At 43.1% G+C, this 22,450-nt stretch carries 21 protein-coding genes; 14 read left to right on the top strand and 7 right to left on the bottom strand.

Annotation, left to right across the window (positions count from 1 at the left end):
- The first annotated feature begins 224 nt into the window (after positions 1 to 224).
- The 9 genes from acs (at position 225) to fis (ending at position 9,432) form a co-directional block, all read left to right on the top strand.
- Positions 225 to 2,174 (top strand): acetate--CoA ligase, encoded by a 1,950-nt coding sequence (gene acs / locus PMAL9190_RS15895; RefSeq protein ID WP_087846039.1) that lies wholly within the window; start codon positions 225 to 227, stop codon positions 2,172 to 2,174.
- 513 nt (positions 2,175 to 2,687) lie between these two features.
- A complete protein-coding gene (aroQ, locus tag PMAL9190_RS15890; protein ID WP_087846038.1) occupies positions 2,688 to 3,140 on the top strand; it encodes a type II 3-dehydroquinate dehydratase in 453 nt (150 codons plus the stop codon).
- Between the two features lie 26 nt (positions 3,141 to 3,166).
- Positions 3,167 to 3,649, top strand: coding sequence for an acetyl-CoA carboxylase biotin carboxyl carrier protein (gene accB / locus PMAL9190_RS15885; protein ID WP_087846037.1), 483 nt, complete (start codon positions 3,167 to 3,169; stop codon positions 3,647 to 3,649).
- A 15-nt stretch (positions 3,650 to 3,664) separates the two neighbouring features.
- The gene (gene accC, locus PMAL9190_RS15880) at positions 3,665 to 5,008 is read left to right on the top strand and encodes an acetyl-CoA carboxylase biotin carboxylase subunit (RefSeq protein WP_087846036.1); all 1,344 of its coding nucleotides are present in this window, start codon (positions 3,665 to 3,667) and stop codon (positions 5,006 to 5,008) included.
- A 192-nt stretch (positions 5,009 to 5,200) separates the two neighbouring features.
- Positions 5,201 to 5,482, top strand: coding sequence for a YhdT family protein (locus PMAL9190_RS15875; protein WP_036788894.1), 282 nt, complete (start codon positions 5,201 to 5,203; stop codon positions 5,480 to 5,482).
- On the top strand, positions 5,475 to 6,932 hold the full coding sequence (gene panF / locus PMAL9190_RS15870) for a sodium/pantothenate symporter (protein ID WP_087846035.1): 1,458 nt from the start codon (positions 5,475 to 5,477) through the stop codon (positions 6,930 to 6,932). The genes PMAL9190_RS15875 and panF overlap by 8 nt, the downstream gene beginning before the upstream one ends.
- Positions 6,933 to 7,085: 153 nt before the next feature.
- The gene (gene prmA / locus PMAL9190_RS15865; protein ID WP_087846034.1) at positions 7,086 to 7,970 is read left to right on the top strand and encodes a 50S ribosomal protein L11 methyltransferase; all 885 of its coding nucleotides are present in this window, start codon (positions 7,086 to 7,088) and stop codon (positions 7,968 to 7,970) included.
- Positions 7,971 to 8,146: 176 nt separating this feature from the next.
- Entirely contained in the window at positions 8,147 to 9,112 is a 966-nt protein-coding gene (gene dusB / locus PMAL9190_RS15860) for a tRNA dihydrouridine synthase DusB (RefSeq protein ID WP_159458403.1), read from the top strand.
- A gap of 23 nt (positions 9,113 to 9,135) precedes the next feature.
- Positions 9,136 to 9,432, top strand: a complete 297-nt coding sequence (fis, locus tag PMAL9190_RS15855) for a DNA-binding transcriptional regulator Fis (RefSeq protein ID WP_005372656.1) — start codon at positions 9,136 to 9,138, stop codon at positions 9,430 to 9,432.
- Between the two features lie 433 nt (positions 9,433 to 9,865).
- Here the strand turns inward: fis and PMAL9190_RS15850 are convergent, their stop codons facing one another.
- Both PMAL9190_RS15850 and malX read right to left on the bottom strand, forming a co-directional pair.
- Positions 9,866 to 11,050 carry a MalY/PatB family protein gene (locus PMAL9190_RS15850; RefSeq protein ID WP_087846032.1) on the bottom strand — a complete coding sequence of 395 codons (1,185 nt, stop codon included), beginning with the start codon at positions 11,048 to 11,050 and terminating at the stop codon, positions 9,866 to 9,868.
- 75 nt (positions 11,051 to 11,125) lie between these two features.
- Positions 11,126 to 12,715 carry a maltose/glucose-specific PTS transporter subunit IIBC gene (gene malX / locus PMAL9190_RS15845; RefSeq protein WP_087846031.1) on the bottom strand — a complete coding sequence of 530 codons (1,590 nt, stop codon included), beginning with the start codon at positions 12,713 to 12,715 and terminating at the stop codon, positions 11,126 to 11,128.
- Between the two features lie 282 nt (positions 12,716 to 12,997).
- On the opposite strand from malX, the gene malI reads away from it, so the two are divergent.
- The gene (malI, locus tag PMAL9190_RS15835) at positions 12,998 to 14,026 is read left to right on the top strand and encodes a Mal regulon transcriptional regulator MalI (protein ID WP_087846029.1); all 1,029 of its coding nucleotides are present in this window, start codon (positions 12,998 to 13,000) and stop codon (positions 14,024 to 14,026) included.
- Between the two features lie 66 nt (positions 14,027 to 14,092).
- Here malI and ppnP read toward each other — a convergent pair whose 3' ends face one another.
- Positions 14,093 to 14,374 (bottom strand): pyrimidine/purine nucleoside phosphorylase, encoded by a 282-nt coding sequence (ppnP, locus tag PMAL9190_RS15830; RefSeq protein WP_036788928.1) that lies wholly within the window; start codon positions 14,372 to 14,374, stop codon positions 14,093 to 14,095.
- Between the two features lie 176 nt (positions 14,375 to 14,550).
- Between ppnP and PMAL9190_RS15825 the strand changes: the two genes are divergently transcribed.
- Positions 14,551 to 14,757, top strand: coding sequence for a hypothetical protein (locus PMAL9190_RS15825; RefSeq protein WP_087846028.1), 207 nt, complete (start codon positions 14,551 to 14,553; stop codon positions 14,755 to 14,757).
- Here PMAL9190_RS15825 and zntR read toward each other — a convergent pair.
- On the bottom strand, positions 14,754 to 15,224 hold the full coding sequence (gene zntR / locus PMAL9190_RS15820; RefSeq protein WP_087846027.1) for a Zn(2+)-responsive transcriptional regulator: 471 nt from the start codon (positions 15,222 to 15,224) through the stop codon (positions 14,754 to 14,756). The genes PMAL9190_RS15825 and zntR overlap by 4 nt on opposite strands.
- A gap of 226 nt (positions 15,225 to 15,450) precedes the next feature.
- On the opposite strand from zntR, the gene purH reads away from it, so the two are divergent.
- Positions 15,451 to 17,043, top strand: a complete 1,593-nt coding sequence (gene purH, locus PMAL9190_RS15815; RefSeq protein ID WP_087846092.1) for a bifunctional phosphoribosylaminoimidazolecarboxamide formyltransferase/IMP cyclohydrolase — start codon at positions 15,451 to 15,453, stop codon at positions 17,041 to 17,043.
- Positions 17,044 to 17,149: 106 nt separating this feature from the next.
- Positions 17,150 to 18,439 (top strand): phosphoribosylamine--glycine ligase, encoded by a 1,290-nt coding sequence (gene purD / locus PMAL9190_RS15810; protein WP_087846026.1) that lies wholly within the window; start codon positions 17,150 to 17,152, stop codon positions 18,437 to 18,439.
- A 67-nt stretch (positions 18,440 to 18,506) separates the two neighbouring features.
- Here purD and PMAL9190_RS15805 read toward each other — a convergent pair whose 3' ends face one another.
- On the bottom strand, positions 18,507 to 19,181 hold the full coding sequence (locus PMAL9190_RS15805) for a DUF1481 domain-containing protein (RefSeq protein ID WP_159458402.1): 675 nt from the start codon (positions 19,179 to 19,181) through the stop codon (positions 18,507 to 18,509).
- 44 nt (positions 19,182 to 19,225) lie between these two features.
- Positions 19,226 to 19,498, bottom strand: coding sequence for a nucleoid-associated protein HU-alpha (gene hupA, locus PMAL9190_RS15800; protein ID WP_045032623.1), 273 nt, complete (start codon positions 19,496 to 19,498; stop codon positions 19,226 to 19,228).
- 228 nt (positions 19,499 to 19,726) lie between these two features.
- Between hupA and PMAL9190_RS15795 the strand changes: the two genes are divergently transcribed.
- Positions 19,727 to 20,785: a CNNM domain-containing protein gene (locus PMAL9190_RS15795; RefSeq protein ID WP_087846024.1), complete on the top strand. Its 1,059-nt coding sequence runs from the start codon at positions 19,727 to 19,729 to the stop codon at positions 20,783 to 20,785.
- 84 nt (positions 20,786 to 20,869) lie between these two features.
- Here the strand turns inward: PMAL9190_RS15795 and brnQ are convergent, their stop codons facing one another.
- A complete protein-coding gene (gene brnQ / locus PMAL9190_RS15790) occupies positions 20,870 to 22,192 on the bottom strand; it encodes a branched-chain amino acid transport system II carrier protein (protein WP_087846023.1) in 1,323 nt (440 codons plus the stop codon).
- Between the last annotated feature and the right edge of the window lie 258 nt (positions 22,193 to 22,450).

The following is a 22,450-nucleotide window of genomic DNA, read 5'->3' as shown; positions in this document are numbered from 1 at the left end:
TTTTAGAGAGTAAGTACGCGGCATAATTAAGACAGTGCACAAAACAAAATGTAACATTGATGCAACATTAACAATTCACCACTCTGCGCCTCAATCTCATCCTAAAGTCTAATTGTTGTCAGCCATATAATCGTTCACTTTAATGACTAATGCTGCCTAAGCCATTGTTTGTTAAATATTACAAACATCAGCCCTACAAAGGGAACAACTCAAGGAGAACAGGGATGAGTGAGGTTCATATTTATCCGGTCGATAGTACCATTGCCAGTAATGCCCATATTAATGATGACCAATATCGCGAGATGTACCAACAATCAACCATAAATCCTCAAGGTTTCTGGCGTCAACATGGGCAAATTCTTGATTGGATCACCCCTTATACCAAAGTTAAAAACACCTCATTTGATAGCGGACATGTCAGTATTAAGTGGTTTGAAGATGGTGAACTCAATGTCTCAGCAAATTGTATCGACCGCCACCTTGCGGATCGTGGCGATCAAGCAGCGATCATCTGGGAGGGAGATGATCCCATTGATGATGCAACCTTAACCTATAACGATCTTTATCAACAAGTGTGTCAATTTGCTAATGCGCTTAAAAGCCAAGGAGTACGTAAAGGAGATGTGGTATGTCTTTACATGCCAATGGTCGCAGAAGCGGCAATAGCAATGCTGGCATGTACTCGCATCGGTGCGGTACATACAATTGTATTTGGTGGCTTCTCCCCAGAAGCCCTTGCTGGACGAATTATTGATTCCAATGCAAAAGTCGTGATCACAGCAGATGAAGGTGTTCGTGGTGGCCGTGCTGTCCCTTTAAAGCAAAATGTTGATGATGCGTTAGCTAATCCGCTGGTGACGAGTATTGAAAAAGTCGTGGTATTTCAGCGTACAGGTGGCAATGTTGAATGGCATAGTGAACGTGATGTGTGGTGGCATCAATTAACCGCAGTCGCTTCTAACCATTGTGCGCCAGAGCCAATGAATGCAGAAGATCCACTGTTTATTCTCTACACCTCCGGCTCGACAGGTAAACCTAAAGGCGTATTACATACCACCGGTGGTTATCTGGTTTATGCCGCGATGACTTTTAAATATGTGTTTGATTATCAAGAAGGTGATATCTATTGGTGTACCGCTGATGTCGGCTGGATCACAGGTCACAGCTATTTAGTCTATGGACCGTTAGCTAATGGCGCAACCACAGTACTCTTTGAAGGTGTACCTAACTATCCATCAACCAGTCGCATGAGTGAAGTGATCGATAAACATCAAGTTAATATTCTTTATACTGCGCCAACCGCAATTCGTGCCTTAATGGCCAAAGGCGAAGAAGCCATTGCTGGCACCAACCGTTCATCGTTACGGATCATGGGCTCTGTTGGTGAACCAATTAACCCTGAAGCATGGCAATGGTACCACCGTACGATTGGTGATAGCCGCTGTCCAATTGTTGATACCTGGTGGCAAACAGAAACCGGCGGTATTTTAATTACGCCACTACCAGGTGCGACTGCACTCAAACCGGGGTCTGCAACGCGACCGTTTTTTGGTGTTCAACCGGCACTGGTTGATAATGTGGGTAATCTTTTAGAAGGTGCAACTGATGGTAACTTAGTCATGACAGATTCATGGCCAGGTCAGATGCGTACCCTTTGGGGTGATCACGAACGTTTTGAGCAAACCTACTTCTCCACCTTTAAAGGCATGTATTTCACTGGTGATGGTGCACGTCGTGATGAAGATGGATACTACTGGATCACAGGCCGAGTCGATGACGTATTAAATATTTCAGGTCACCGTATGGGAACTGCCGAAATTGAATCGGCACTGGTGGCATTTGATAAAATAGCAGAGGCAGCCATTGTTGGTGTACCCCATGCAATTAAAGGCCAAGCGATTTATGCTTATATCACCCTAAATGATGGTGAATACCCTAGCGCCGAGTTACATAAGCAGGTCAAAGATTGGGTACGTAAAGAAATAGGCCCGATTGCCACCCCAGATTTTCTTCACTGGACGAATGCATTACCTAAAACCCGTTCAGGCAAAATTATGCGGCGTATTTTGCGTAAAATTGCCACCGGTGATACTGAATCTCTTGGTGATACTTCAACACTAGCAGACCCAAGTGTGGTTGAGAAACTGATTGCAGAAAAACAGCAATTACTTTAACTCTCACTCATAACTAAAAAATTCATTAACCGAACCTCAAAAGACCACTGCAGTGGTCTTTTTTTATCCAATTATTAATGATAATTTAGAACTAATTCAGCTTAGGATAAGCTACCTAATACTAAAATGTCGCGTTAACCTGTTTAATATTGAACATATTTATTGAAATAGCATTATTAAATATGCCTTTAAAACATCTTTTTTAAGCGCAATTATCACTGCTTAGTAATAACCGACAAAAAACTATATTTATTACTAAATTCTTGCACTTAGTTACGTTACATTGACGTAAGATGAACGTATTCACATCTACTAACATTCTTACAACAGCTTACAGCTGTTCGCACAAAATGTGGTGATTAGACCAGTATTTTGCTGCGATTTGCGTTGAATTCTCTATAATTGGTTCACAATTAATGTTTGGTAGTAAAAAAACGGACACATGGAAGTCAACTTGTAGATAACCACAAGTTGTGCGAGTTTACCCTCATAAACAAGTGATGAGACGTCAAGATGCCGACCGTTAAACGAATTTTACTGATTAATGGACCTAACCTAAATTTACTGGGTCTGCGTGAGCCTGATCATTATGGCCAGCAAACACTTACGCAACTGGTTCAAAAATTAACAACTAAAGCCGTCGATTTAGGCGTGGTATTAGAACATATTCAATCAAATGCGGAGCATGAGTTAATTGATGCAATTCACCAAGCCCATACTAAGGTGGATTTCATTATAATAAACCCAGCAGCTTTCACTCACACAAGTGTTGCTATTCGCGACGCCTTACTCGGCGTTGCTATTCCGTTTATTGAAGTACATTTATCTAACGTTCACGCACGTGAACCTTTTCGTCATCACTCTTACTTATCGGATAAAGCGGTAGGAGTGATTTGTGGTCTCGGCCCTGACGGTTATGAATTCGCCCTACAGGCAGCGGTTAATCGCCTGCATGCAGATAGCTAACTGAACAATATATAAAGAGAAAAATAATGGACATTCGTAAAATTAAGAAGCTAATTGAACTGGTTGAAGAATCTGGTATTGCAGAGCTAGAAATTTCTGAAGGTGAAGAGTCAGTTCGAATCAGTCGTAATGTACCCACAACAGCGATGCCACAACAATATGCTGCAGCTCCTATGGTTGCACCTGTTCAAGCAGCACCAACTCAAGCAGCGGCACCTGTTGTAGCAACAGAAGCAACATCATTCCAAGCACCTGAGGCGCCAGTTGTTGCAGCTGGTCATCAAGTTCTGTCACCAATGGTAGGTACCTTCTACCGTGCGCCAAGTCCAGAAGCGAAAAACTTTGCTGAAGTAGGTCAATCAGTCAACATTGGCGATACCCTATGTATCGTTGAAGCAATGAAGATGATGAACCAAATTCAAGCAGACAAAGCAGGTAAGATCGTAGCAATTCTTGCAGTTGATGGCGACGCAATTGAATTCGACCAACCGCTTGTAATCATCGAGTAATCGAGGCTCCTGGCTATGTTAGATAAATTAGTAATTGCGAACCGAGGTGAAATTGCACTTCGAATTCTTCGCGCATGTAAAGAATTAGGCATTAAAACGGTCGCTGTTCACTCAACAGCAGACCGCGATCTTAAGCACGTATTATTGGCAGATGAATCCGTCTGTATTGGTCCCGCGCGCGGTATCGATAGCTACCTTAATATTCCTCGTATCATTAGTGCAGCAGAGATCACTGGCGCAGTAGCAATTCACCCAGGCTACGGTTTCCTATCTGAAAATGCTGATTTTGCGGAACAAGTAGAGCGTTCAGGCTTTATTTTTGTAGGACCTAAAGCTGAAACAATTCGTCTAATGGGCGATAAAGTTTCTGCAATCAGTGCGATGAAAAAAGCTGGTGTTCCTTGTGTTCCGGGCTCTGATGGCCCACTTGATGACGATGAAGCAAAAAATAAATCTTTTGCTAAGCGTATTGGTTACCCAGTTATCATTAAAGCCTCTGGTGGCGGCGGTGGTCGTGGTATGCGTGTTGTTCGTGGCGAAAACGAACTAACAGAAGCAATCGCGATGACTCGAGCAGAAGCTAAATCTTGCTTTGACAACGACATGGTTTACATGGAGAAATACCTTGAAAACCCACGTCACATCGAAGTACAAGTACTTGCTGATGGCCAAGGTGGTGCAATTCATTTAGGTGAGCGTGATTGTTCAATGCAACGTCGCCACCAAAAAGTAGTAGAAGAAGCGCCAGCACCTGGTATTACGGAAGAAATGCGTAAGTACATCGGTGAGCGTTGTACGCGTGCATGTATCGAAATCGGTTACCGTGGTGCGGGTACGTTTGAGTTCCTATACGAAAACGGTGAGTTCTACTTCATTGAAATGAACACCCGTATTCAGGTTGAACACCCAGTAACAGAAATGGTAACTGGCGTTGATTTGATCAAAGAGCAATTACGTATTGCGGCAGGCCAACCACTGTCTTTCAGCCAAAGTGATATTCAAATTCGTGGCCACGCTATCGAATGTCGTATCAATGCTGAAGATCCAGAGCGTTTCCTTCCGTGCCCAGGCACGATCACTCGTTTCCACTCACCAGGTGGTATGGGTATTCGCTGGGAGTCGCATATCTACACAGGCTACACTGTACCGCCTTACTATGATTCAATGATTGGTAAGTTGATTGCTTACGGTGAAAACCGTGATGTTGCCATCTCACGTATGCGTAATGCCCTAAGTGAAATGATCATTGATGGTATTAAAACCAATATTCCTCTTCAGCAGCAAATTATGGCTGATGAAAACTTCCAAAAAGGTGGTGCGAATATTCACTACCTTGAAAAGAAGCTTGGTTTACAGTAATAACGTTATCTAACGTTAAAAAGGCTGCCTGAAGGTGGCCTTTTTTATTGTTAGCGCCAACAGATCTGATCTGGATACGAGACATGGCATAAACCCCTATCTTTTGCCACAATAGCGCTCTTTTTTAACCGCTATCAGTAATGCTCTCACGCCTCTGATAAGCCTCAGACCAATCACAACTGGAGAAACCGCATGAAAACGCTTTCTGCCCGCTATCGCCAAGCGCATAAAGAAGCGCGCTGGGCAATAGGACTCGCGTTAGCTTATTTTCTTTGGTGGTATGTTTCCGCCTATGGGTTTGCCCCCGCGATTAATGACCTCAGTATGCCAACCCTCTATTTTGGTTTCCCATTATGGTTTTTGCTGTCATGCATTATTGGCCCAATTGTTTTTACAATACTTTGTGCCCTTATGGTCAAATTTATTTACCACGATCTTCCTCTTGAAATAACAGACGATAAACCACATGAATAGCCAACTAATCATTCCTTTGGTGCTCTATTTAGCCGCCGTTTTTGGCGTGGCACTCTATACTCGCCGTTTTCAGGGTAAAGGTAATTTCTTAACTGAATATCTTGTCGGTGGTCGTAGCATGGGTGGCTTTGTCCTTGCGATGACTCTGGCTGCGACTTATGCCAGTGCCAGCACCTTTATTGGTGGCCCGGGAGCCGCTTATAAAATGGGACTTGGCTGGGTATTGCTTGCCATGATTCAACTGCCAGCAGCATGGCTAACATTAGGCGTGCTCGGCAAAAAGTTTGCGATTGAATCTCGGCGTCATAATGCATTAACTCTTAATGATATTTTATATGCTCGCTACCAAAATAAAGGCGTAGTGATCTTTGCTTCTCTATCACTACTGTTAGCCTTCTTTGGTACCATGGTAGTGCAATTTGTCGGTGGTGCTCGATTACTGCAAACCGTCACTGGCCTGTCTTATACTCACGGGCTGATGTTGTTTGCAATCACGGTTGGGCTGTATACCACTATCGGTGGCTTTCGTGCGGTCGTGATGACTGATACCATTCAAGGGATCATGATGATCATTGGTACGATCGCGCTATTAGTTGGGATCGTACATACTGGCGGTAGCATTGGTGCACTGGTAACCAAGCTGCATGATATTGATCCGGCTTTGATTTCACCTTATGGTCCCAATCACTTTTTAAGCCAACCTTTTATGCTCAGCTTTTGGATTCTGGTCTGTTTTGGCGTAATCGGTTTACCCCATGCAGCAGTACGCTGTATGTCATATAAAGACAGCCGTTCATTGCATAAAGGCATGGTCATTAGCACCATTATGGTGGCACTGCTGATGTTCGGTATGCATTTAGCAGGTGCATTAGGCCGCGCTATCGTGCCTGATATTGCCAGCCCAGACCAAATCATGCCGACTTTAATGGTAACGGTATTGCCACCAGTCGTTGCTGGAATCTTCTTAGCCGGTCCAATGGCAGCTATCATGTCGACCATTGATTCCCAGTTAATTCAAGCATCTGCAACCTTACTCAAAGATTTATATATCAATTATATCAATCCTAAAATCGCAGAGGGTGATGCCGCTGAAACCAAGTTGCCAAAACTATCACTATGGGTAACAGGTATTTTTTCAGCATTAGTGTTTGTCGCGGCAATGAATCCACCAAATATGATTATTTGGCTTAATTTATTAGCCTTTGGTAGCTTACAAGCGGTATTCCTATGGCCATTAGTATTAGGGTTATATTGGAAAAAAGCTTCAGCAACGGGTGCATTTGCCTCAATGATTGTTGGCCTAACCACCTATTTAGGACTGTCATTAGGTAAACCAGACATGGGCGGTATGCACGCGATTGTACCAACATTAGTCATTGGTTTGATTGCCTTTATTATTGGTAGCTATGTGCGCCCTAACCAGCCAAAAATCGCTGCAGCTAACGAATAGTGAATTGTTGATTTCACCAATACAACCAAGAGCGTGTCTAACGATGCGCTCTTTTTTTATCTATTGTTTAGCATCTGCTAATGGGGATTGGTGAAATTTCATGCTAAACTGCGCCCCCTATGTTCAAGTAGTCACAAAATAAGCGAATAAACCATGCCTTGGATTCAAATTAAACTGAACGCTACTGCAGAGAACGCAGAAGCAATTGGCGACATGCTCATGGAAGAGACTGGTGCTCTATCCGTCACTTTCCTTGATGCACAAGACACGCCAGTTTTCGAGCCTATGCCAGGTGAAACCCGTTTATGGGGTGATACTGATGTTATTGGTTTGTATGATGCTGAAGCCGACATGGATTTCGTGCTGAACATGCTTAAAAACAGCCCACTAATTGCTGATGATTTTGCTTACAAAGTTGAGCAGTTAGAAGATAAAGACTGGGAACGTGAATGGATGGATAACTTCCACCCAATGCGTTTTGGTCGTCGTTTATGGATTTGCCCAAGCTGGCGTGAAGCACCAGAACCGAATGCAGTTAATGTATTGCTAGACCCAGGTTTGGCATTTGGCACTGGTACACACCCAACCACATCATTATGTCTTGAGTGGCTAGACGGCCAAGATCTTAGTGGTAAAACGGTTATCGATTTTGGATGTGGTTCAGGTATTTTAGCCATTGCTGCGCTTAAATTAGGTGCTGAAAAAGTGATTGGTATTGATATCGATCCACAGGCTATTTTAGCTTCTCGTGATAATGCTGAGCGCAATGGCGTTTCAGATAATCTCGAGCTATATCTACCTCAAGATCAACCACAAGGTATTCAAGCTGACGTGGTAGTTGCTAACATTCTAGCCGGCCCACTGCGCGAATTATCACCAGTGATTAAGAGTCTAGTTAAAAAGGGTGGCGACTTAGCAATCTCTGGTGTGCTTGAAAGCCAAGCTGAAGATGTTGCAACTTACTACAGCGATGAAATCACATTAGATCCAGTAATGGCACGCGAAGAGTGGTGTCGTATCTCGGGTCATAAAGCATAATATTTACGGTAATTGGTTGCTGCTGTTGATTATTTTTAATTAATTTAATAGGTCAATTGATTGAAAATCATGCTGTTTTGACAAACAAAATCATCATGCTCAATTATTGGCCTTTTCAGCGGCGTAAAAAATGCGTAAAATGCGCGCCCTTACTGGCACAGTCAGGTAGAGACATTTTGCATATCGGTCCATATCAACTTAAAAACCAACTGATAGTCGCGCCAATGGCGGGTGTGACCGATCGGCCATTTCGTGAATTATGCCTTCGCTACGGTGCGGGCATGGCTGTTAGCGAGATGATGTCGTCAAATCCAGATCTCTGGAAGACGTCTAAATCGCTCAATCGCATGGTTCACGAAGGTGAATCAGGGATTCGTTCGGTTCAGATAGCAGGTGCTGATCCAAAATTGATGGCCGAAGCGGCGCAATTCAGTGTTGAAAACGGTGCGCAAATCATCGATATCAACATGGGATGCCCAGCTAAGAAAGTAAATAAACGATTAGCCGGTTCTGCGCTATTGCAGTATCCCAATCTGGTCGAAGAGATTCTTCGTACAGTGGTGGACGCAGTAGATGTGCCTGTTACGCTTAAAACCCGTACAGGCTGGGATCTGGACAACAGGAATTGTGTCAACATAGCCAAACTCGCCGAACAATGTGGCATACAGGCCCTCGCCCTTCATGGACGTACCAAGGCTTGCATGTACAAAGGTGAAGCGGAATATGACTACATTAGAGCGGTGAAACAAGCCATCTCAATCCCAGTTATCGCTAACGGTGATATCGATAGCCCGGAGAAAGCACGCTTTGTATTGGATTACACCGGTGCCGACGCTCTGATGATTGGCCGACCTGCACAAGGAAAGCCGTGGATTTTTAGAGAAATCCACCATTACTTAACAACCGGTGAACACCTCGCTGCACCGTCAATTGACGAAATCAGTGAAATTATGTTGGGACATGTTAAGGCACTTCACCAATTTTATGGTGATTACCTAGGATTACGCATTGCACGTAAACACGTGTCTTGGTATTTGAAAGAACATGCACCAGCTGGTGATTTCCGCCGGACCTTCAACGCACTCGAGGATGCTCAACAGCAAATCGATGCGCTGCAAGGCTACTTCGAAAACGTTGCATAAATACTAGAAGAGCTTACAGAATTATGTTCGAACAAAATCTGACTTCCGAAGCGTTAACAGTAACAACTGTAACTTCACAAGACCAAATCACACAGAAACCATTACGTGATTCAGTGAAGGCATCCCTTAAAAACTACCTTGCTCAATTAAATGGTCAGGAAGTCGACGATCTGTACGAGCTTGTGCTTGCAGAAGTTGAACAACCACTACTAGACACTATCATGCAGTACACTCGCGGTAACCAAACTCGCGCTGCAACCATGATGGGTATCAACCGTGGTACGCTACGTAAGAAACTAAAGAAATACGGCATGAACTAAACTATATTGGTTTAATGATTGTAAAAAAAGCCCATTTCATCATCACGATGAAATGGGCTTTTTTCTTTATTGCTAAATGATGATTTCAATCACCATTACAGTTCAATACTAATGAATATGTTTACGGCTTGAAGTACATCAGAAAAATTAACGTTCTGATTTATTTAAAAACGTATACTTAAAATGTTTATGTATATGACCGCATTCGTTACAGATCTTTACTCGTTTAATCAATAAACGTTGGTAAAATTTTCGATGTATTCTTTCTATATCATAAGATTGACAGTTATCGCACTTAGGCATGTGGCAAGCTCTCTACTGAGTTAACAATGCACTAATCATACTCAAGTAACGATAACAACCATATAACAAAATACCAAAAAGGAATAGTTGGCACGCAATCTTAATAAATAGCATTAATTCCGCTATTTATTTACTTATTGCTCTCAATTAATTGGTGCAATGCCGCTATCAATGCCGCAATACCAATCTCAACCTTACTGCGTGGACAGCCTACATTTAAACGCACATAGCCTGTGCCCTCAACACCATATGTATCTCCACGCATGATGGCGACACGATGATCATTTATCAATAATTGCTGTAATGCATCCATATCAATCTGCAGTGGATTTAAGTCAATCCAAGCTAAATAGGTTCCTTGCGGCACTTGGTAATTCAATTCGGGAAAAGCCTGATTTAATTGTTCAGCCACATACTCTAAATTACCATACAGATAATCCTTAAGACTCACTAGCCACGCTTCACCGTCATTATAAGCTGCAATATGACCGATAACGCCGAGAATAGAAGGTGATGACAGCCCATGAGCAGCTTTAAGTTGGGTTAAATACCCTTGCTGAGTACATTGCTCAGCAATCACTGCATACGCACCTGTCAGTGCGGGAATATTAAAAGATTTAGACGCTGAAGAAACTAAAGCCCACTGCTGATCAACGGCAACTTGTGACCATGGAATATAATCACTAAAGGCAATATCCATATGAATATCGTCAGAAATCACCTTCACGCCATATTGGTGACAAATCTGTGCCATACGTGCTAATTCATCACGCGTCCATACCCGTCCAGTTGGGTTTTGAGGGCTGCATAATAACAACACCTTACACTCAGATCGCGCTGCTTGTGCCTCAAACTGTGGCCAATCAATCTCATAGCTACCAGCTGTGGTTTTCAATAATGGACTGGTTAACATCTGGCGCTGGTTAGCCCTGAGCATATTGGCAAACGCATCATAAGCCGGCGTATGAACCAATACTCCATCACCCACTTCCGTCCATAACTGCACCAACTGCGAAATGATATAAATCACAGACGGCCCGTAAACAATGCTATTAGGATCAATATTGCTGTGATAACGACGTAAGAACCAACCACTAATTGCATCTTTAAAATCTGTATGATTCCAACGGCTATAGCCAAACACTGCATGATCTAATCGTGTTGATAGTGCCTGTTGAATACAAGGAGCTACCGCAAAATCCATATCTGAAATCGTAAACGGTAATAAATCATCACAGCCGAACCGATCTGCAACATAATCCCATTGAGTACAATAAGTGCCATAACGGTTAACAGGCTTAGAAAAATCAAACATAACAACCTCAAAAGCAACCAAGTCAGAACAATATAAACATCAAAAAAAGCGGAGCCCTAAGCTCCGCCCATTTTGTTATGCGCTAGCGGGTAGTAACCCTTGAATTTCGTTTTTCACCATATGAACCTGAGGCCCAATCACCACTTGCAGATTATGATCATCAAGTTTAACTACTCCTAAAGCACCATTAGCCTTTAACACCGCATCGTTAACTAGACTCATATCATTAACTGACAAACGTAAACGGGTAATACAGTTATCAAGTGACACTAAATTATTCGCGCCACCTAATGCCGCTAAAATAATATCACCTTTATAACCGGTGGTTTTTTCTCCTGTAACCGCAAACGCCAGTGCATCTTTAGTTTCAACCTCACGGCCAGGGGTTTTAAGGTTAAAACGAGTAATTGCAAACCGGAACACACTGTAATAAACCACAAACCAAATTGCAGCGACGAGTGGCACTAAATACCATTTTGTTGCCGTACCTTGCAGCACACCAAAAATTAAGAAGTCGATAATATTGCCGTCTGTATTACCAATCGTCACGCCCAATAAACCCATCACCATAAAACCAAGGCCCGTTAAAATGGCATGCACAACATATAGTGCTGGTGCAACAAACAAGAACAAGAACTCTAACGGCTCGGTAATGCCACCAATAATACAAGCGATCACGCCTGATAATAATAACGCTTTCACTTTGCCACGATTTTCAATACGTGCACAATGGTACATCGCTAGCGCAGCCCCTGGTAAACCACCTAAGAACACAGGCATTTTACCTTGGGATAAAAAGGCAGTTGCAGAGCCAGAAAAGCCTTGAGATGTTGGACAAGCCAACTCAGAATAGAAAATATTCAGTGCGCCACTGACTGTTTTTCCACACACTTCTAACGAACCACCAGCCTCAGTAAAACGCACCAAAGCAACTAAGACATGATGTAAGCCAAACGGTAATAATAAGCGCTCGCCAGTACCAAATAAGAATGGACCAAACGGACCTGCATGCGAGATTAAGTTACCAATTCCAGCAATACCCATCGCAAAATAAGGCCATACTAGCGGTACGATCAAGCCCACCACACCCAAAACCAAGGTTGAAATAATCGGTACAAAACGCGCTCCACCAAAGAAAGCTAACGCATCTGGCATCTTATAGGTATAAAAACGTGCATGCAGTTTAGCGACAATAATACCTACAATGACTGCGCCTAAAATACCCGTGTCAATTGATTCAACTCCAAGGATTGACTTAACCCCATAAGCCTTCTCTTCGATTGGGTTACCAATCACTCCAGCAACGGTTAAATAGAAATTGATCGAGAGATTTAGAGCTGAATAACCGACAAAACCTGCAAACGCTGCCACCCCTTTTTCTTCACGCGCCAATCCTAGTGGAATCGCAACAGCAAACATTATTGGTAAATAAATAAAGGCGACTAAACCAATTTTAGTCATCCACATAAACAGCAATTGCAACAGGGTATTATCTAAAAATGGCATGCTTTCTTTTACTGCAGCACTCGATAATGAACTACCGATCCCCAATAAAATGCCCGAGAATGCTAGCAGCGCAACTGGAAGCATGAAGGTTTTGCCTAAACTTTGAAAAAACTCCCACAAAGTCGTCTTAGGTGCGGATTTTAGTGCAGATTTAGCCATAATGAGTCACTCACTAACGAGACATTCAACGTTAATAATAAAGAGGTAAAACGTTTTAGCTCTTTATTGAAAAAAAACGTCGACAAAGATGAGCTCAAGACTTCTGCCAACGCTTTTGATAAATTACATAACAAATGATAAAACGTTTTACCTAACTTTATCGCTAACAAGATCACGGAAATATAGTGTGTTAGCACCCATTTCCAAATTTGTGATGCTGTTAGAATTATTGCAATCAGCATAACGTTTTAAATGCAACTCAATGAATAGGATCCATCTTCTATGGCGAGTAAGACACCCAAAATAAAAATAACTGATGTCGCAGCCTATGCTGATGTATCTGTCTCTACTGTCTCGTTAGTGCTCAGTAACAAAGGCCGTATATCTACCGCAACCATTGATAAAGTAAACCAAGCTGTTACTGCTCTGGGTTATGTTCGTAATACCGCCGCAGCTAATTTACGCACTTCCCATTCCAATTTAATTGGCTTGGTATTAACTGATATTACCGATCCTTTTTATACTGAAATTACCGCTGGTATCAGTGAACAGCTAGAACAACAAGGCTATTTGTTATTTTTAGCGCAATCTAATCGCAACCCACACAAATTAATTCAATGTGTACAATCAATGATTCAACAAGGTGTTGCAGGTATTGCCTTTAGTCCCGTAAGAGAAGCCACAGCAACAGTGATTGCAATGGCACAGCAAGCAGGGATCCCTGCAGTTTGTTTGGCACGAGCGACGGTAAATAATGAGGTGGATTATATCGGCCCAGATAACCATCAAGCGGCGGTAGTGGCGAGTAAATATCTGATTGAACAAGGTCATCGCCATATTGCCTATGTCGGTGGTTCCGGCGAATCTTTAACTCGCGCAGAACGGCTTGGCGGCTTTGGTAGCACCCTGATGCAATATGGATTACCGTTTAAAAATGAATGGATAGTCGAAGGTGATAATAACCAAATCCATGCTGCCGCAACGGTACAGCAACTGTTGACCCAACACCCTAAGATAACCGCGATTCTGTGCCATAACCCTACTATTGCACTTGGAGCGATATACGGTGTTAAGCGCAGTGGAAAAAGTGTGGGTAAAGATAATTATATTGATCAACAGGTGGCGATTATTAGCTTTGATGATATTGCCGAAGCTACATTGAGCCAACCGTCACTGACCGTTGTCAGCTCACCAATCAGAGAAATCGGCCAACAAGCAGGCCAACGTTTACTGACACGTATGAAAAACGATGATGGTGTAACTCAACGTTTGATACTTGCGCCACAGCTTATTTGTCGCGACTCAGCGTAAACACCCCATAAAAAAAGCTTCGTCAATAACGAAGCTTTTTTTACAATCAAACCAACTCAAAGTAACTTATAGGTAGTCACATAAGTAAGCTGTAGTCTTGGTCACTTTGACATGGAATGCACTATCACCTGGGACTTCAAAATCATCACCTGCACCATAGGTTTCCCAATCAACATGGCCCGGTAATTTTACGGTAAGTTCGCCTTTCACTACCGTCATACGCTCAGGGGCAGCCGTCGAAAAAGTATATTCACCCGCAACCATTACACCAACACTGGCATGATCACCTGCAGATTCAAAGCCAACTGATTTTACTTGGCCATCAAAATATTCATTCACTTTTAACATTGAATTTCCTTATCGCTAAACGGGTAAAGCAAATTTTCGAAGCCCTGAAACTATCACAAATTTAAATGAACCCCTAACGAAAAATACTCGTCAACAATATAACGAACTAACCGGATTTTGACTTGGTTCAGCACGAAAAAACGCTACACTAGCAATCATTATTATTTGTGGAGTCAATGACATTGAAAAAAATCACTATCGCCGCCATCGTTTTTAGCATCATTGCCGTAGCTGGGTGCTCAACTCAAAACAAACAAGACATAAAACAAGGCTTAACTGAAGTGGGTCATGCAACGCGTGACGCAACCAAAGCAACCGGTCATTTCTTTCGTGATACCACTAAAGATGTCATTGAAAATGTCAAACAAGCCACCAATGATTAATGATCACAATGGCATTGTCCTGAACTACACGGCTCTGGTATGACTGCAGGGTTGGCCATATCATCGCTGTCATTTAATGCCCCCAGAATAGAACAATGGCTAGCATCATCATTACGATGACCACAACAGGCGTCATTGATCTTTTTTAATGCATCTCGAATCCGTTGTAGTTCAGCGATTTTACTATCAACTTCATTTAATTTAGCTTGAGTGATTGCTTTTACTTCAGCGCAACTGTGTTGACTAGCTTCAAGCCGAATATCAAGCAATTCACAAATTTCACCTAAACTTAACCCTATCGCTTTTGCGCGTAAGATAAATTTAACCCGTGATAAATTACCTTCACTATAGAGCCGATAACCACTGTCACTGCGACCCGCAGGTTCAATCAAACCATTCTTTTCATAAAAACGTAATGTATCACTACTGACATTACATAATTTTGCTAACTGCCCAATTAAATACATTATTACGTCCTTTCACTTGCTCGATATATCAGTGATCACCCTCAAATAGCAAACGTTTGCGCAACGTGAATATTCATGTAGAATAGGCATCAGATTGATACATATCGTTCACTAATTCTTGGCTTTGCTCGATTTTAGCCGAGGATATTTCCCAACGCCAATCTAATCAGGCTGAGATTGGCGTTGGAAAATATCCTATTCACTGTGTATTAGAGAGATGGTAGCAATGGAAAACGTTCGTCCTATTCGCCGCGCGCTGCTAAGCGTATCAGACAAAACAGGTATTGTTGAATTCGCTCACGCCCTTGCCAATCGCGGCGTAGAAATTTTATCTACAGGTGGTACCGCGCGTTTACTTGCAGAGCAGAACATTCAAGTCACTGAAGTTTCCGACTACACCGGTTTTCCTGAAATGATGGATGGCCGCGTAAAAACCCTTCACCCTAAAGTACATGGTGGTGTTTTAGGCCGTCGCGGCATCGATGATACAGTGATGGCACAACACGGTATCAACCCTATTGATATGGTTGTCGTTAACCTCTACCCCTTTGCTGCAACCGTTGCTAATCCAAACTGTAGCTTAGAAGACGCAGTCGAAAATATTGATATCGGCGGACCAACCATGGTGCGCTCAGCGGCTAAAAACCATAAAGACGTAACGATTGTGGTCAATGCTGACGATTATGATCGCGTCCTTACCGAAATGAGTGCTAATGATGGCTCACTAACCCAGGCAACGCGTTTTGATCTTGCTATTTCGGCTTTTGAACATACTGCAGCTTACGACGGTATGATTGCTAACTACTTCGGTACTATGGTGCCTTCTTACGGCGACAACAAAGAAGGTGATGAGGAATCGAAGTTTCCACGCACTTTCAATCAACAGTTCGAGAAAAAGCAAGACATGCGCTACGGTGAAAACAGTCACCAAGCTGCGGCATTCTATGTTGAAGCCAACCCACAAGAAGCGTCTGTGGCAACCGCAACTCAGCTACAAGGCAAAGCACTGTCTTATAACAACATCGCTGATACCGATGCAGCGCTTGAATGTGTCAAAGAATTCGATCTTCCTGCTTGTGTGATTGTAAAGCATGCTAACCCATGTGGTGTTGCACTAGGTGATAATCTGCTTGAAGCTTACGATCGCGCTTATAAAACCGATCCTACCTCTGCCTTTGGCGGCATTATTGCTTTTAACCGTGAACTTGATGCTGCAACGGCTCAAGCTATCGTTGATCGCCAATTTGTTGAAGTGATCATTGCGCCTAAAGTCTCACCACAAGCAACAGCTATTATCGCTACCAAGAAAAACTTACGTTTGCTTGAATGTGGCCAATGGTCGACTAAAACCACAGGTTTTGATGTTAAGCGTGTCAATGGTGGGTTATTGGTTCAAGATCGCGACCAAGGCATGGTATCGATTGATGATCTGACTGTGGTATCAAAGCGCCAACCAACAGCTGACGAATTACGCGATGCACTATTTTGTTGGAAAGTCGCTAAATACGTCAAATCGAACGCAATTGTTTACGCCAAAGGCAATATGACTATCGGTGTCGGCGCCGGTCAAATGAGCCGTGTTTACTCTGCCAAAATTGCCGGTATTAAAGCCGCTGACGAAAACCTAGAAGTGGCTGGTAGCGTTATGGCCTCTGATGCCTTCTTCCCGTTCCGTGATGGTATTGATGCAGCAGCAGAAGCTGGCATTACTTGTGTTATTCAACCAGGTGGTTCAATGCGTGATGATGAAGTCATTGCTGCCGCTGACGAGCATGGCATGGCGATGGTATTTACCGGTATGCGTCACTTCCGCCACTAAGTTGTCATCACAAACTTAAGTGAATAAACACTATCGATTTAGTCTCTGCTCTTTTTTAAAGAGTAGAGATTTTTAAGTATTTAGCGCAAAGCAATAAGGATTAACGATGAAAGTACTGATCATTGGTAACGGCGGCCGTGAACACGCATTAGGTTGGAAAGCAGCACAAAACCCACAAGTAGAAACCGTATTTATTGCTCCTGGTAATGCAGGTACAGCACTTGAACCAAAACTGGAAAATGTTGAGATTGGTGTTGAAGACATCGCAGCATTAGTCGAATTTGCGCAAAATAATCACATTGGCTTAACCATTGTCGGCCCAGAAGCGCCACTGGTTATTGGTGTGGTTGATGCGTTCCGCGCCGCTAAACTGCCCATCTTTGGTCCAACAGAAGCCGCAGCACAACTTGAAGGTTCTAAAGCTTTCACTAAAGACTTCCTTGCTCGCCACAATATTCCAACGGCGGAATATCAAAACTTTACTGAAATTGAACCTGCTCTTGCTTACTTAAAGCAAAAAGGCGCACCGATTGTGGTCAAAGCCGATGGTTTAGCGGCAGGTAAAGGCGTAATTGTCGCAATGACAGAGCAAGAAGCCGAAGATGCTGTGCGCGATATGCTTGCTGGCAATGCCTTTGGTGAAGCCGGTCACCGTGTGGTTATCGAAGAATTTTTAGACGGTGAAGAAGCCAGTTTCATCGTGATGGTTGATGGTAAAAACGTCCTACCAATGGCCACCAGCCAAGATCATAAACGTGTTGGCAACGGCGATACCGGCCTCAATACGGGTGGTATGGGAGCATATTCACCTGCGCCAGTCGTCACCCAAGACATTCACGATCGCGTAATGAAAGAAGTGATCTATCCAACCGTCGAAGGCATGGCTGCAGAAGGCGCACCGTATACCGGATTCCTCTATGCAGGCTTAATGGTAATGGCTGACGGCACCCCTAAAGTGATTGAATATAATTGCCGTTTTGGTGATCCAGAAACTCAACCGATCATGCTACGAATGCAATCTGATTTAGTAGAACTGTGTTTAGCCGCAATTGATGAGAAGCTCGATAGTGTCGAATCTAAGTGGGATCCACGGGCCGCTATCGGTATCGTACTCGCGGCTGGCGGCTATCCTGGAGACTATCACAAAGGTGATATTATCAGTGGTCTATCTCAGCCAGAGCCTGCGGGCGAAAAAGTATTCCATGCCGGTACTACCCATAATGCTCATGGCGATGTGGTAACAAACGGGGGCCGAGTATTATGCGCAACCGCAATGGGCAATTCAGTCCTTGAAGCACAACAACGCGCTTATGCGTTAGCCAAGCAAATTTCGTGGAATGGTATGTTCCACCGTGACGATATTGGTTACCGTGCTATTGCTCGCGAACAACAGTAATCACACCGCTTCTTCATAACCTAAAAAACGCGCTTAATCAGCGCGTTTTTTGATCTATCGTTAATAATTACAGCTTTAATAAATTAGGTGCTACCAAACATTGTAATTGTGGTCGCTGCAATAAAATATCATCAACGTTTAATTGCCCTTGCTGCAACTGTCCTCTTACTGCCATATACCCTTGACCCGATAACTTTTCAGCACTTGATTGAGCAATAACGTCAACGGGTTGTTGCTGCTGGCAAGGAATAAACTGCTGTTGTTGCCAGTGCCCTTGCACCCACGAATACTGCTGTTGGCTGAGTTGCTTAACTTTAACCGCTAACCTTAATGCTTGACGATGTAGTTTCGCTATGTCGACATTGGTTAATGGCACAATGGTTTGCCCTTGCTGATAACGCTGAAACACCGCTAAACCATCACTATCAAACCGTAATTGCAATGTAAATGGAGTAACAGAGCCAGCAATGCGCTGTTGGCCTTGCTGATAGAGCTCAAACAGCTTTCCTGAGCGCCAACGATAGCTAGCTTGATATTGTCCTAGCTTAGAGGTAAATACACGCTCATTGAGGGTTATAGGTTGATTAGGACGGAAGGTATACCAATAAAAATGAGGCCCGTCAGTTGCAGCTTCAGCAACCGTGACAGTTTTGGGCGTAATTACTGCATTCTCAGCCATGTCGCTTGCCGCACAGCCTGTAAGTAAAAATGCAACCACCAGAGAAAGCGTTATGCGTACCATAAAAATCGCCAGATGCAGTGGAGGCATTCTGGCGTTATTTAAAATTACTTTAATGCGTCTTTAAGTGCTTTGCCAGATACGAACGCAGGAACGTTAGCAGCAGCAATTTGAATTTCCGCACCTGTTTGTGGGTTACGGCCAGTGCGAGCTGCACGATGATTCACTTTAAATGTACCAAAGCCAATTAGTTGAACCTGGTCACCATCTTTAAGCGCATCAGTAACGCCTTCAAGAGTAGCTTCCAATGCTAATTTTGCTTGTGCTTTAGACAAATCTGCTTTTTCTGCGATCAGGTCAATCAGTTGGGTCTTGTTCATTAGGTTTCCCTTCTAAGGTTTTGGGCTTAATACCGCCCAACTCTAATTCAAAAGAAGCCTGTGTGGCAAAGGTTTGTCAGCTTTTATCTATCTAAATGGAGACTCTTTAACCATAAACTGAGCTAAAGTTCACAAAATGTTACTAATAACATTCAAAAAAGAGTTGTTTTTATTTCCACTCGCCCCGATTAATATAGCCGAAATTCGCTGATTAATTGACAGGTTGATATGGTACTGCTTACGATTTACATCTCTGTAGCTATAGGGGTGTCGTTTATTTGTTCCGTTTTAGAAGCGGTTTTATTGAGTATTTCGCCGGGATATATCGGCACTTTACGTCAACAAAACCACCCAGCAGCAGCTAAACTTGCTGCGCTCAAAGATAATATAGATCGACCCTTAGCCTCAATTCTAACCCTAAATACCGTCGCCCATACCGTTGGTGCAGCAACAGCTGGTGCACAAGCTACCGTGGTCTTCGGTAGTGAGTGGTTGGGTGTTTTCTCAGGTGCATTAACCGTCGGTATTTTATTACTGTCAGAAATCATTCCCAAAACGATTGGTGCAACTTACTGGCGTCAATTAGCGCCAACAAGTGCAATTTTATTACGCTGGATGGTAGTTATATTAATGCCACTAGTGTGGATCTCAGAACAGATTACCCGTCGTTTAGCCCACGGTCACGTACAACCTAAATTGCGCGATGAATTATCAGCAATGGCAATGCTGGCTCATGAGTCAGGTGAATTAGGCGCAGGTGAATCAAAAATTCTGACGAATCTACTGCAATTTAAAGACGTGAGCGTGACTAAAATCATGACGCCACGACCGGTGTTATTCCGCGTTAATGCAGAACAAACCATCAACGAATTTTTAGCAAAATACAAAAGTAGTCCATTCTCACGCCCATTAGTGTTCAGTGAGCAAAGCGATAATATTGTTGGCTTTGTACACCGCTTAGAACTGTTTGCAGAAAGCCAAGCAGGCAAAGGTGGTCAGGAGCTAGGCACACTCATGCGCCCACTGCCAGTGATCATGAACAACGTTAGCGTACCCAAAGCATTTGAACGTTTAATGCAAGAGCGTTCACAGCTTATTCTAATTGTTGATGAATACGGTACCGTACAAGGCTTAGTAACACTGGAAGATATTTTTGAAAGCTTAGTTGGCGAAGAGATTGTCGATGAAGCAGATAAAAATACTGACATGCAGCAACTGGCTTATCAGCGCTGGGATAAGTGGAAGAAAAAGCATAAGATGATTGAAAATAATGATGACGATATTTAATTAACGTCGTTTATAACTGCTTTATACTAAGTAGAATCTAAAAAAGGGACCTCTCGGTCCCTTTTTTATTGGTATTATTTAACGCTAGCTGCGATTCACTGACGCACTGTTATCAACACAATAACATCGACCAGCAATACGACTGACAAGCAAGCCAACCACCAATACCGCTACCGTTGGTAAAATCCAACCCGCATAGTAATGATATAACGGTAAATTTGCTGTTAATGCATTATCAACCGTTGCTGGCATTGCGCCTAAAATATGTGCGGCATCAATACAACCAAATACAGCTGCAGTTGCAACAACAGCCAATACTGCAACTTGAGATAATTGGTGACGCAGTGGTGCGATCATTAACAGCGCAATTGCAATCGGATGCAACGCTACCACGACAGGTAAAGTTACTTCTAATAACTGCGCCAACCCAACATTCGCAATCAAGCCAGATAACACCATGATCACCCACACACTTTTAGGGTAAGTTATTTTACTAAAGCTACGGCTATAAAACTCACTACCGGCGGTTGTAACCCCAATCGCGGTAGTCAAACATGCTAACACTAACACCGAACCTAAAATAATGGTTCCAAAGGCACCAAAATGAGCATTGGTAAACGCAGTAAGAATTTCACCACCATTAGCAAAGCTTGAACCTAAATTGGCACTGGTTACTCCAATATATGCCAATGATAAATATACTAACGCCATCGCTGTGGCATACATTAGAGCCGCTATAAATGTATATTTGGCAATCGCTTTCGAGCATTTAACCCCCATACCCTCAATCGCTCTGAAAATCACCCACCCAAAGCCAATCGAGCCTAATGCATCCATGGTCATGTAGCCCTGAGTCATACCTTCAGCCATTGCACCTGTCGCATAAGGTCCTGAGGCAACTTCAACCTGACCAGATGGATATAACAATGCCACCACAGCCATAATGGTTAAAATCGTTAATAACACTGGCGTTAACCATTTTCCAAGCGTATCAACTAACTTACCTGGATATAATGAGAACAAAATAGCCGCTAAACAGAACAGCGCCGAGAATGGGATCAAACCACTATCACCGATAAACGGTGCCAAACTAAATTGGTAAGCAACGGTAATCGTACGTGGAATGATAAAGGCTGGACCAATAACAATAAACAACATCACCCAAAAGCCTGTCGCCAATGGTTTAGGTAATGCCGCAGTTAAATTATCAGAACCTCGCACCCAAGCGACAATCACTAATGCTATTGCAGGCAGACCAACGCCAGTTAATAAGAAACCCGCCATACCACTAAGAAAATTATCTCCAGCTTGATAACCTAAGTAGGGAGGGAAAATTAAATTGCCAGCACCTAAGTACATGGCGAATGTCATGAAGCCTAAGGCGGCGATATTGCGTGCACTTAACATAGTATTCCTTGGTCGTTACTTGGAGCTTGGAGAAAGCGAGGTGGGAAAAGAGATGGTGTCTATCCTGCCAGCTTGCTCACAAGCTGACAGAAAAATAGGTATGGCCTGTCAGCCCTGAATAAGATTCAGAGAGAGCAAGAGCTTTGAAGTAGCAATCAATGTTGTGCTATCAGCAACTATTGATGAAATGCGGCAAGATACAATAGTGTTTACGATACAATATTTCATATTTGCCCCCTTCAAACCAACAGACCACGA

The sequence above is a fragment of the Photobacterium malacitanum genome (assembly GCF_900185615.1).
In the GTDB taxonomy this organism is placed as follows: domain Bacteria; phylum Pseudomonadota; class Gammaproteobacteria; order Enterobacterales; family Vibrionaceae; genus Photobacterium; species Photobacterium malacitanum.
Note: the sequence above shows the minus strand (reverse complement) of the source record. Positions and strands in the feature narration are given on the sequence as shown.